11 protein-coding genes and 1 pseudogene are annotated in these 11,874 nt (G+C 61.9%); 4 read left to right on the forward strand and 8 right to left on the reverse strand.

Translation table 11 applies throughout. The annotated features are described in order from the left end of the window. From IVB50_RS37730 to IVB50_RS37740, 3 genes are all read right to left on the reverse strand, one after another. Window positions 1–793, reverse strand: a 793-nt coding sequence (locus tag IVB50_RS37730) for a hypothetical protein (protein WP_247299887.1), incomplete at its 3' end; no start/stop codon positions are given. After that, window positions 790–1,050 (reverse strand): hypothetical protein, encoded by a 261-nt coding sequence (locus IVB50_RS37735; RefSeq protein ID WP_247299890.1) that lies wholly within the window; start codon window positions 1,048–1,050, stop codon window positions 790–792. The genes IVB50_RS37730 and IVB50_RS37735, both read right to left, overlap by 4 nt. Then, window positions 1,047–1,364: a hypothetical protein gene (locus IVB50_RS37740; RefSeq protein WP_247299892.1), complete on the reverse strand. Its 318-nt coding sequence runs from the start codon at window positions 1,362–1,364 to the stop codon at window positions 1,047–1,049. Before IVB50_RS37740 ends, IVB50_RS37735 begins: the two co-directional genes overlap by 4 nt. A 400-nt stretch (window positions 1,365–1,764) precedes the next feature. Between IVB50_RS37740 and IVB50_RS37745 the strand changes: the two genes are divergently transcribed. After that, window positions 1,765–2,352 carry a hypothetical protein gene (locus tag IVB50_RS37745; RefSeq protein WP_247299893.1) on the forward strand — a complete coding sequence of 196 codons (588 nt, stop codon included), beginning with the start codon at window positions 1,765–1,767 and terminating at the stop codon, window positions 2,350–2,352. 24 nt (window positions 2,353–2,376) lie between these two features. On the opposite strand, the gene mobQ is transcribed toward IVB50_RS37745, so the two are convergent. Beyond that, window positions 2,377–3,567 carry a MobQ family relaxase gene (gene mobQ, locus IVB50_RS37750; protein WP_247299895.1) on the reverse strand — a complete coding sequence of 397 codons (1,191 nt, stop codon included), beginning with the start codon at window positions 3,565–3,567 and terminating at the stop codon, window positions 2,377–2,379. A 241-nt stretch (window positions 3,568–3,808) separates the two neighbouring features. Here mobQ and IVB50_RS37755 point away from each other — a divergent pair, with 241 nt between their 5' ends. From IVB50_RS37755 to IVB50_RS37765, 3 genes are all read left to right on the forward strand, one after another. Further along, complete coding sequence (locus tag IVB50_RS37755) at window positions 3,809–4,123, forward strand: hypothetical protein (protein ID WP_247299899.1); 315 nt, start codon at window positions 3,809–3,811, stop codon at window positions 4,121–4,123. Window positions 4,124–4,136: 13 nt separating this feature from the next. Continuing rightward, on the forward strand, window positions 4,137–4,784 hold the full coding sequence (locus tag IVB50_RS37760; RefSeq protein WP_247299902.1) for a hypothetical protein: 648 nt from the start codon (window positions 4,137–4,139) through the stop codon (window positions 4,782–4,784). Window positions 4,785–6,027: 1,243 nt separating this feature from the next. After that, on the forward strand, window positions 6,028–6,636 hold the full coding sequence (locus IVB50_RS37765; RefSeq protein ID WP_247299906.1) for a hypothetical protein: 609 nt from the start codon (window positions 6,028–6,030) through the stop codon (window positions 6,634–6,636). A 500-nt stretch (window positions 6,637–7,136) separates the two neighbouring features. Here the strand turns inward: IVB50_RS37765 and IVB50_RS37770 are convergent, their stop codons facing one another. From IVB50_RS37770 to IVB50_RS37785, 4 genes and pseudogenes are all read right to left on the reverse strand, one after another. After that, window positions 7,137–9,542, reverse strand: coding sequence for a hypothetical protein (locus IVB50_RS37770; RefSeq protein WP_247299909.1), 2,406 nt, complete (start codon window positions 9,540–9,542; stop codon window positions 7,137–7,139). A 175-nt stretch (window positions 9,543–9,717) separates the two neighbouring features. Then, complete coding sequence (locus tag IVB50_RS37775) at window positions 9,718–10,779, reverse strand: XRE family transcriptional regulator (protein WP_247299911.1); 1,062 nt, start codon at window positions 10,777–10,779, stop codon at window positions 9,718–9,720. Further along, a complete protein-coding gene (locus IVB50_RS37780) occupies window positions 10,780–11,367 on the reverse strand; it encodes a hypothetical protein (protein ID WP_247299914.1) in 588 nt (195 codons plus the stop codon). Between the two features lie 142 nt (window positions 11,368–11,509). Continuing rightward, window positions 11,510–11,874 (reverse strand): annotated as a pseudogene (locus IVB50_RS37785) (integrase); the annotation flags it as partial.

The following is an 11,874-nucleotide window of genomic DNA, read 5'->3' on the forward strand; positions in this document are numbered from 1 at the left end:
CCGCGTCGAGCCCGGCGGCGCCAGCGCGGCGCTGGACGATCAGCGCGACGGCGTTGCCGGACAGCCGCCCGACGAGGCGGCCGTGACGGTCGACGGCGCGGAACGCCGCCCCCTCGGCGATCCCGGTCGCGGCAAGCCACGCCGTGTAGGCGGCGGCCGGACACGTCGCCTGTCCCGTGCGCCCGACCGCGAGCACCGCGCCGCGACCCTCGGCGTCGGTCTTGCTGCGCCGGATCGTGACCCGCAGGCCCTCGGGCAGGACGGCGATGTCGGCCACGTCGAGGGCGGCCAGCTCGGAGCGCCGCAACGCGGCGGCGGTGCCGACCAGGAGCAGGGCGCGGTCGCGCCGGTCGGCGAGGCCGTCGCCGAGCCCGGCGAGCACCTGCTTCAGGCGCGGCACGGTCAGGGCCTCGGCGCGGCGCTGGGCGGAGCCGCGCTCGCGCCGGAGGCCCGCCAGCACGTCGGCCACGGCCGGGTGGCGCACGTCGAGGCCGAGCCCGGCCCGGCGGTGCCGGGCGGCGAGGCTGCTCACCCGCCGGGCGAGGGTCGCGAGCGACAGCCGGTCGGCGCAGTCGGCGAGGTAGAGCCCGACCACGGCCGGGGCGGCGGGCAGCGGTTCGAGGCCGCGGGCGGCGCACCACCCCGCGAATTCCCGCCAGTCGGCCTCGTAGGCGCGGAGCGTGTTAGCGGCGCGCGCCTGCCGAGCGAGTCCGGCGGCGCGGGCGGCGACCGCTTCCAAGTCGAGCGCGGGGCCGATTGCGGTCTCTGCGACAGGGGTAGGAAGGGTGGTCACGGGGAACCCACGTCGTTGGAGGTTTCGGTCGCCAGCAGGTTCTGGATGAGCGTTCGGTGCGTGTGGTTGATTGAGAGGGTCCAGTCGATCTCGCACAGGAGGCGCTCGGCGCAGGTCCGCGCCTTCGTGCCGGGGTCGAGGCCGTGGAGGAGGTGAACTTGCCGTTCGCGCCGCCGCTCAGTCTCGGCGATCTCCCGATCTGCGTCCGCGAGCGCGTCATCGAGGAGCGATGAGGCCGGGACGGGCGCGACGGTCATCCCTGACCCCTCAGGTCCTGGAGCTGGAGTCGGGCCTCAAGGACAAGGCGTAGTTTCGCGTCGGCGAGATCGAGCAGATCCTGGGCGCTCGCCGGGAGGTCGGGGCGTTCCAGGGCCTCCTTCAGCACCCGCTGTTCCTGACGCAGGCCGTCCAGGGTGCGCATGTCCTCCGACATCAGCCGGTCCTGCTCGGCGGTGTCGGCCCCATCCCGGATTAGGGCGAGGAGCCCAGCAGTCCGCGCGGCCGAGCGCATCTCGATCGCGGCGATCTCCCGGCGCACGTCCCGGAGCATCTGCTCCAACAGCGCCACCATGACCGACTCCGTCTTGACCTCCGATAAGCGTCATTATCACAGCCCAGAAGACGCCACCCCGCGGCTGCCCACACCCTAGGCAGCTCCTTCACGAAACTGTGAATTGCCGCCAATTCGGGCTTTGGCGAGCCGCCAAATTCCATTAGGTTACTTTTAAGAATGTATTCACATGTGGCCAGTGAAGTCCATCGACTTCACTGGGGTGGCGAATGCCCCTCCACATGTGACGGGTCTCTCCCGTCTTTATGATGTCGTTCTTGCTCCTTGTAGCAGTATTTCTCAGCTTTTTCAAGATACTGTCTGCCGGTCCGGCCCACTTATCCAATGGTCTCCGCTCTGTACTTTCGGCAAAGAGCGATATTCATAGACGGCCTCGCAACTGGAAATGCCGGGGCCTCACATGTCCAACTCCAATCAGAACGAAGACCGCAAAGATCAGAATGCCTCCGCTGCGCCGGAAGCTTCAAACCCGCTGCGCCCTCATGATTGTCGATATCTCGTACAGGTCAGGAGAGCCGGTCACCTTTCATGGGAGTGCCGCAAGGAGAATGCCCTTCTTCTGAGTACCGCGACGTACGTTGCGGGCGTCCCCGTTCCGGAAGACGTGCGGATCGAACTCTGGGAATGCGAGATCGAGGATTTCGAGATCGATACCTGGGACCGCGTGCGGCTCCTCAAGCGTGACAACAAGGAAATCACGCCCGAGGACGAACGCGCGTTTGAGCGGATCCGGGTGCGCGTTGACCGGTGTCTGACCTGTCGGTGCAAGGTCCCACCGAACGTCGATGACGGGCCGAATTTCGACCGTACCATCGGCGATCTCATCATCGACGCGCGCGCCAAGAAAGACGCGGAGGCCAAGCCCGCTCCCGTCGTTCCTCAGCCGGCTCCGGCTCCGGTGCCGCCGAACCTCACCCCGAAGGCCGAACAGAAGCGCAAGCCCAAGTCCCGCAAGCCGGTTCGGAACGATGGGTGGGGCAGGGACTAGCGCGCCGGCCCGTGGATCGGCCGCTCAGCGGCCGATCCCACGTCCACGATCTCGCCGCATCACGGCGCGGACCCTCAGTAACTCCTGTTCGATACGATGGCGCTCAATCTCCTCTCGACGCAGGTCGCGCTCACGTGCCGAGGCCTGCTCACCATCTCCCAAAGCCAAGCGCCGCTCAGCTTGTTCGTGCCTCAACGCGCGCTGTCGTTCCTGTGCCTTGATGCGCTCATCGGGAGTCAGGCGCTCCCCTTCGCCGCGTGCCAAGCGACCCACCGACACCGCGAGGTTGGTATCCCGCAGCGAGGCCATGGCACCTTCGCTCAAGCTTTGACGCAGGCGGTCGCCGAGTTGCAACCGAAACTGCGCGGCCTTTCGGAGCAGCGTGCGCAGGGTCGCGGTCAGCGTTTGTCGGCGGGCACGCTCAATCCGGAGCGCGTCTACGGCCTCGCCTTGGTCGGTCTGAATGCCAGCGCGGGTTCGGAGGTGGTGTCCCCGCCCGAGCTTCGGCTCCGGCTTCCGATCAAGCACGAAAACCGCTGCGTCGGCTTCGTCCGCCTTCTCCGTGTCACCGCTGGCGCGCGCATCGGCAGCCTCAGCCTTGGCGTCCTCGCATTGTGCCGCGAGCGAGAGGTGGCTGACCCGCGTCGGCGCTCCGGCACGCTCGAGCGCTTCGTTCAGATGCGAAGCCCACGCTTCACGGAGATGCAACAGGGTGTCTCGAGCGTCGAGAGCTTTTTCCTTGCCTTCGAACCCATCGGGACCGACGCGACGAGTCGAGATCAGCACGTGAGCGTGCGGATTGCCGCCGTCCGGATCGTCTTTTCCCGTCCGTCCGTCGTGGTGCGCGATGTCCGCGACAAGACCGAGCGCGACAATCTCCCGCTCGACGAACGCGCGGACCAGCCGGACGCGATCCTCGACGCTCAGCTCGCGCGGCAACGAGAGTACGGCCTCTTTCGCGAGCCTACTGTCGACCCGGCGTTCGCTCGCCTCCACCATCTGCCAGAGCTTCTGGCGATCCGTGCGAGCCCATGCCGGTGCGCTTGGGGGAGCGAGGAGTTCGCGCGACGAGACGCCCTTGCGCCGCCTGTAGTCGAAGACTTGGCCGCGGCGGGCGCAGACCATCCGGGTGCCGGAGCGATAGGCGGCTGCGGCGACGGCCGAACGCCCGCCGGAGCGGCCGATCACCTTCAGCTCGAAGCGGTACAGCGCCATCCCGTCACCGCGCCCTGTGCGCACATACGTGGTCCAGCGGCCCGACGCTGGCTCGGTTTCAGGGTGAGGAACCCTGACGTCCGGCGCCTAAGCGCCGGACTGGGGGGAAGCCGTCCGGCGGGGCGCAGCCCCTGAGGACCGCGGGTGTCGGACGCAGTCCGAGACGTAACCGCGCCCTTCGGGACTCAACCCTAGCTTTGCCCGCCCCTCGAATGCAACTCTCAAAAAGCGAGCTTCGAACATGGACACGACCGAGACCAAGCCGAAGCGCATCAAGCGCACCCCGGAACAGAGGCTGACGGCGCTTGCCGCTGAGACCGCACGTGTGGAGGCAGAAATCCAAGCCAGGGATGAACGGGAGGCGAAGGTCGTCGGCGCTGTTGTGATCCGATGGGCCTACGACAGCCCTGCCAATGCCAAGCAGCTGGTCTCGATCATCGACAACGACGGTCTTCCGGATGTGGACCTCCGAAGGGTCACCGACCTTCTCGGCCGCCTGCACATCTTCTCCATGAGACAGGATCCTGTTCCGCCCACCGAGACGGAGCACTCGTAGGACCCTGCCGACAATGGACGGCGCGAACTCAACCGACCCCGTCATTGAGTTGCTCGACACGCTCAAGGCAGTCCGCCGCGACGTGGACCGACTCGGGCAGGACATGCAGGGGACGCTCAAGGCCGCACAGGCGGCCGAGATGGCGGCTGCAAAACCTCGTACCCTCACCCTCGACGTGTCGGCCCTCGGGCCGGCCTTCGGAACGCTGTCCGACCGCGTCGCGTCGTTGGACACGACGGTCTCCGCGCTCGGGGCCGACCGACTGCGCAGCGAGGTCGTGGCCGCGCTGCACGACGCGCGCGGTGAGATCGACGCAGCGACGCACGGGGTTCGACAGGCAACGGCTCGGCTGACACTTCGCCTCACCGCAGTTCTGAGCCTCGTCGTGCTGGGCGCCACCGGCGCACAGTTTGCCGGCGTCGCCGCGTCTACCTTCTGGGGTCAGGCGGAACGCGCCCGCCTCGCCGCCGAAGTCGAGCGCCTGCGCGTCGCATTGCCGACGCTCCAGGCGCGGGCCGAGGACTGGCAACGCCGCGCAGGCCGCGTGGTGCTGACGAACTGCCAGTCCGATGACAGGCGCACGCGCCTGTGCGTCCGCATCGACCTGAGCGCGCCGCGGTTCGGCCCGCGTGGCGAGTACGCCGTGCTCGACGGCTACTGAGTGCGCAGCGGGCCGTTCGGAATGACGATCGGGTGCATGAGCCTACCGCATGGATGGCACTCGCCGTGACGGACCCGGTCCGGAATCGGAAGGTGGCCTTGCCCTCGCCCGACCCTGCCTCCCGGCAGCTCTTTGCGACGTTTCCGCTGGCCGCTGACCGCTCCAAGATTGCGCTTTCTGAGATCCTCTGTCCGTGGGCTCGAGTTTTTTGAAGGCACCCCCCCCGGTACGGCCGCCCTTCGCGATCCAAGCCCGCCAAGCGGCATCCACGATGGTGATGCGGTTGGGATCATTGCGCCGGCCGAGAAGGCGGCGCTCCTCGACGTGGAGAAGCCCGGAACGGGCAGCCGTCCGGATCGCGTTGCGTGCCGTCGAGGCCGACACCCCGGCTCGCGCCGCGATGGCCGACACGCACAGTTCACATGCGCCGCGCGCCCGCACCTCGTCGGCGATGATCCGTAACGCGGCGAGTTCGCCAGTCGTGTGCCGGGCCGCGAGCGCCGGGGGCATTGGACCAGAGGCAGCCAAGGTCCGCCGTCGCTCTAGTGACCGAGCGCGATCCGGCGAGCGCTGATGGCGTTTCGGGGGGAAGATGGACGGTCGGCCCGGCGGGGCGTCGCTCCGCGGCCGGGAGCTAGCAGGCCTTCGCGGCGGCACGGGCGCGGCCGGGATGACCGTCCGCCCCTCGATCAGCGCCGACAGCGCCTCGGCCTCGGCCTCACTCACCTGGCCCGCCCCGAAGGCGCGCCACAGCAGCGCCGCCACCTCGGGCAGCGCGCCCCGGGGCGCAACCTCGACGGCGCGCCTAAGTTCTTCAGCGAACATGTCCCAGCCCTTGCGGGCCACGGCACAGCAGCGAGCATCGCCTTAGCGGGCGACACCCTTCCACAGAACGAGCAAGACCGTTGACGGGATTGGCGTCCCGTCTTGACCCCTAAGGGTGCTCGTGAGACTGTCGGGAGGTGTTTGATCCCCCGCCGGTCTCTATGAGATCGGTCCACGGCCTCTCAGGTTGGCGCCTGAGGGGCCGTTGCTTTTTCTACGTTGCCGTCGTGGCGGTTATCTCCTCGAACCGGCACGAGTCCGGCATTCGCCCACCATCCCCGTACCGACACAGGCAGTCAACACGGCTACGGTAAGCCCTCCCTCGACGGGGGTCTCGAAAGGGCGGTCAGATACCCTTTCGAAAGAGTTATGGACACACCCTCTCGTCCGTCTCATTCCGAGTGACCGAGGGGCTGTCATGAGCGAGGTGTCGAAGGGGGTTTCGTCCCGCATCATGACGTATGCGGAGATCGAGGAAGCATTCTCTCTGAAACCGGCTTCAGCTCGGCAGCTCGTGCGCCGACAGGGCTGGCGTAGGCTCCCCGGTAACGACGGTAGGACCCGGATAGAGATCCCTATCGAAGAGTTTGAGCGGGCTCTCAAGAGAGGTGTCGAAACCCCTCTCGATGAAAGCGAAATCGATGCTGAGCCTCCTGTCGAAGGCCCTCTCGAAAGGACCTTCGTTGCCTTCCTAACCGCCCATATCGAACGGCTCGAGCGGGCTCTCACAGAGGCGCAGCAAGCTCTGTCGCAGGCGGTAGCTGACAGGAGCGCCGAGACTGAGAAATCCGATCACTTAGTCGGGGAGGTCGCCGCTCTCGCTCGGCAACTCGCCCAGGTCGTTGAGGAGGCCGGGGGTCGCGAGCGCGAGCTGCAAGCGCGATTAGCATTGGCCGATGCCGCAGCGGCTCAATCACGGGTAGAGTTGAGTGCTTTGGAGAAGAGAGCCGAAGCGGAGACCGCCCAGGCCCGCGCCGAGCTGGAAGCCTGGAAAGCACGCCCATGGTGGCGTCGGCTCGCCGGCTGAACCGCAGTTGTGCACCAGTCCGGATCTGGGAGGCTGTAAGTTCGTAGATCGTCGTGGGTACGGGTGTCCGTCATGAACGAGAGATCGCGTCGCCCACCACAGGAGCCAGGGCGGCCGGGATCCTACTGCAAGCGGCGTGCGGTCTCTGGTACCGGCAGATCGCGGCGGGCGGCCTCGGGGGCTTCCTGGCGGTCCGTGACCCAGATTATCGCAGCGCGCTCGGCCGCGGTCACAACCCGCCCTGGGCCTGCTGCACGGGCTTCCGAGATCAGGGCCTCCAGGGCCGATCTCAGCTCATCTGTGAAGGCGTCGTCGTTCACCCGGTTTGGACCTTTGGTATTTCGTCTACGCCAACTCGGGGTCATCGCAGAGGATGTTCGAAAACGTACGCTAAGCGCCCATACCTATGCAGATTGACAGCGCGGAGACGAACGTTCTCTCTCCGCCTCGTGTCCCGAGATCTCGCCTGCTTGCTTACCAGCATGAGCCGCTGCTGCACGCTAAGTTTTTAGGAAGCCAAGATCATAAATCATCGGTGCTAGCTTCGATGTCAGCGTCTCGTAGGTTGAGTCAAAGACAGCAAATTCGGTTTCGATTTTGTCTTTCTGTTCCTCGCGTCGACCAAGAGCGGATCGGATCTGATACCATCCAACATCGGGGCGATTGAGTTTGAGGCTTTGACGAACGCTATATACATCGGTGATGGAGAAATACGTTTGCCAAAGGATTTTACCTGCTCGTAAGACTGCGGAAGCCTCAACCGAAAACTTCTTTTTATGTAGGTATTGAACCATAAAATCTGATTCAAATCGGTCAGGTGCATTAACTTCAGCCTCGGTGAACGGAATAAAGTGATTGACCAGACTCCATTGGCGACCATTCCACTCCAATCCGTTCGCGCCAGCCGTCAGATTTTGTGTGCTGAACAACATCCAGACTAAGCAGTCCATCTTAAATTCTTCAGTAAGAGGCTCATCAGGCTGTAAGAACTGATCCCGATCATTGAGCCACGACGGCTTAACTAGACGCCGTACCGCAAACACAACTGCCGATTTCCAGAGATTTTCCTTGGTGACGAAAAAACCGCCTGCGCTACAGTACCCTGATGATAGCAAGGCGGTAAGATTTGCGTGTTGAACATCACCACCGGGCGCAATCATTCCGCCGATCGCTCCGTCTGCCCATTTAGTGCCACGCACATCTTTAATACTAGTCGTTGGCACGAGCGCGCCTTTCAAGGGCAGGGCGTCATCCTTATTAGACCTTGCCCGCTTAATCCAATTGCTCAGAAATCGCTCACTTGGTAGATTATAGAATTGCTTTTCGCCAATTGCTTCGCCTTTTTTATTAAGAACCTCCGCAACTATGTTTGTAATTGGTGTCTTCTTTTTTGCGGAATTATCGGTTTCCCAAATAAGGAAGCCAATAGGGAAATTCCCATTTAGACCATCGAATGCTTTGCTAGGCACCAAGAAACCGCCGAGATAAGATGCATTCCAAAACGACCTGAATGGCTCAAAATTTGGAGCATTTACATATTTCAAGGTACTGAACATAGCCAAGGTAGCGTTTGGTATCTCTTTGGCGATCCGCACTAGAAATTGCACGAATAGTTCGCGCGAAGCGTATCCAAAATCACTGATCGTTTTAGCAATCTGCGTCTTTGAAACGCTTTTTTTGCTCTCTGAATTTTTCCCACGAGAACTTGTGATGTTATCTATGTTTGCAGCTTCTGCATATGGCGGATTGATAAGTATCAGGATCTTTCGACCTTCGGCGATTGCCTGCCGCAGAGCGGGCGGCACTTTGTTGGTGAGGCTATAGTCAATTCTGCCATCAGCCGTAATGTCATCATTGAGATAATCATATTGAAACCGAGTGGCGGAAACGCAGGTTCTAGTAGCTTTCATAACATCGACGTCAGCTTGATCTAATGTACTCATAAAAACGTTTCGCGGGTTGGAATGCTTGGTTTCCAAGTTCCCAACGCCGCAGCACATGTCCCAAACTATGTAGTTCTTCTGCCAGTTCTTCCCAAGAACGTCGGCTAACTTATCGTAGGCTTTATCAACCACGTGGAGTGGAGTATAGAAAGCGCCCTTGAAGCTACGCTCGTCTAGCGGGATTAGGGAGTCGCGACGCTCTAATAAGTAATTGCGATACTCCTCATCTGGTGGGCGGTGATAAATTGACCAGAACTGACGGTAACCCTCACGATTACCTAGTTTATAAAGTTTACCGTCGAGGGAAAATACGGGCGCTTCTCCTTGATGGAGAAGTTCGGCCGGCAAGTTTTCATGAGTCGCCTTGGTTCCGTCATGCATGATGTCGGCGAAAAAGAGAAGGGCATATTTATCTACCGGAGCACCGCCGATTTCCCGACCGATCATCTCGACCCATTTATCGAAAACTTGCTTCAAATTATCTGGCGTGATCGAAATGCGGATAATATCGCCCTTTGTCAGAGCGGCTTTTACAGTACTGATGAATTCATCTTCGTGCGTCGCTATCCTGAACGAGACCATCCTTGTTCCAATGAACGCGGATACTTGGTCGAGCGCCTCCTTCGGGAATTTAGTAGCCGACTTGCCCCATTTTATCGTCTTCTTTTTCAAAAATGGAATAACATCAGCGGTCTTCATCAGAGCCGCCTTCTCAGTATCCATTACTGCCAGGAACGGTGGTAACTCGTCCCCTTTATTCAACCCATCCTGCACATAATGCAGAAGCTGGGTGAACATCTTATAACTTGAGTCCTTGCCGTGATGTTTAGCCTCGAACCACATTTCCTTCGTACGAATATCAATTAGCCCTTTGGTATATTTCTTCAAGCCTAACGCCTGAATGTAAACATCTTTGACGTCTTCCTCGCTGCGGACATCTTGTAGTTTTTTGTACAGAGACATTATGTTCCCGCTGGACCATGCCCGATGCACGGTAGACATCGCCGTTCGCATATGCCGTGGCAAGCGCTGTGGCAGCGTCGTGAATATCCTCACCCATGGGGTTCTCGTAGTCGAGGGCGGCGGAGACAACGCCTACTGGACACGCGTCCTCGTCACGTAGAAGGGGACCCAAAACTCAGTTCGAAACCACGAGGCGTAGGCCCTGGCGCGGGAGATACGCGCGCTCAACGTCGGCTTCGTTCGCAGCCAGAAGGCGCGCCAAGTCAGACAAGCTGTATCCAAGCTCGTTGCAGTGATACTTGATGATATCTCTAAGGCGCCAAGGTTCTTCTACCTGTATTTCGTATGGCTCACCCTCGTTGAAAGATTTATTATACTGAACATTCATGTTTTTGTACTGAGAATCAGTAATTAATTTTAGGTCGTAAGTTCTTTTAATCAAGCTTTTTATAGAGACCTTCCAGTACGCTTTCACTCTACCGAGAGCAGTAATCTTAGGAGATATCAAATATGATTTGATATCCGAGGCAGGCATGAGGAAAGCCGCAGCGAAGCGGTGCGCCTCCTCTTCCATCTTCTGATCGTCGTCAGGCACGGTGTGCATAACGATGTGTCCAAGCTCGTGCGCGAGCGAGAAACGGAAGCGGTCCCCGGCAACATCCTTGTTCATGAAGAAGAGCGGTGGCATGCCCTCCGAACGGAAGCTGATGCCGTCCAGAAGCTTGGTGTGGAAGCTCGTCATGATGACGATGCCGCCCGCCTGCTCAATCGTATCAACCACGCAGGCGACCGGCCCACGCGGCAGCATCCAGTACGCGCGCAGCCGCTCGGCGACCTTCTCTGGCGTGAGGCCGCTCTCGTCCAGGTCGATCTGAGGGATCGGCTTGGCGACTTCCAGGTCGTAGGAGCGCAAGAGCCTCGCCACGTGCTGACGCCGGATGTTGATGACCGCACCGATCCGCGCGAGTGGCTTCGCGCCGAGCTTCGTGCGCTTGCGGTAGTGAAAGGCGGGGAACCCGATCGCGCGCTCGCGCTGATGGAAGAAGGCTGTAGGGAAGCGGAGTGCCTTCGCGAGGTTGCCCAGCACCTCGTCGGAGGGTTGGCCGATCAGGCCGTGTTCGAGCTTCGAGATGAGCGCCTGCGTGACAGACGCCTCTCTCGCCAGATCAGCCTGGGTCATCTCGCGCGCCTCACGCGCGAGTCTCAGCATGTCAGCGTTGAAGACCGCGTCGGTCACTTAGCGTCCTCGTCTCGCACGCGCCGCCTCAAAGTCGGTCCGACCAGTGTCAGGGATCCGCTCCGGCGTGATGTCCACCCACGCAGCCTGGGCTTCCGTAGCGGTGACCTGCGCCGTCCAGATCACGTCCTTGCCGATCTGCCTGACAATCATCACCCGCTCGATCGCGGCCCCGGCGGCATCCATTTGGTAGCCCGCATACAGACGCACGGCCGCCTCGGGCAGATCGAGGAGGGGCATCTCGTCGTCATAATCCTGCTGTTGCAGGGTCTGGTAGTTAGCGTGTTGGCCTAACCCGTTCACCTTCTTGACCCGGATCAGCGCCTGATCCCGGTAGTTGAGCAGGTGAAGCCCCCGGCGATCCAGGAAGTTCACCCCAGGCGTGCCGTCGAAGCGGTCCATCAGCGCTCGTTCGGCGTGGTCGTAGATGCAGCACGCGGCAGCGCGATCACTGTGCTGCGCACGAACCGCATCCGAGTACCCGTCACCGTTGTAGGTGGCGACCGCCTCGTACAAGGCGTCGTGGATGCCGAGCAGCAGGGGCTCGATGATCGCCATCTGGCGCGACTGGTCTTCTTCCACGTCCATAAGGCCCTCTCCATCCGGCAGCACGTCGCGCCCTTGGAAGGATATGGCGGAAAATATAACCGTTTCAATAACCGAGCCGCAACTCCTTGTCGGGCCTTACGCTTTGGACTCCTGGGCGTCCCAGACGAGAGCCCTGGAAGCGCTACAATCCGATCTCGACAGCGAGATTGTCGGCGAACAGGGCCCCCTCACGGACGTACCGGCGCAGGGTGCTGAGCGAGGCGTGACGGGTCTGGTGAGCGATCCGGATCTCGCCAACCCCGGCATGGGCGGCCGAGGTCGCGAACCCCGCCCGCATGGAGTGGCCCGCATAGGCCGCCGCGTCGAGCCCGGCGGCGCCAGCGCGGCGCTGGACGATCAGCGCGACGGCGTTGCCGGACAGCCGCCCGCCGAGGCGGCCGTGACGGTCGACGGCGCGGAACGCCGCCCCCTCGGCGATCCGGGTCGCGGCGCGGTGCTCGCGGTCGGGCGCACGGGACAGGCGACGTGTCCGGCCGCCGCCTAGAC

The organism is Bradyrhizobium sp. 87 (assembly GCF_023073015.1).
In the GTDB taxonomy this organism is placed as follows: Bacteria; Pseudomonadota; Alphaproteobacteria; order Rhizobiales; family Xanthobacteraceae; genus Bradyrhizobium; species Bradyrhizobium canariense_D.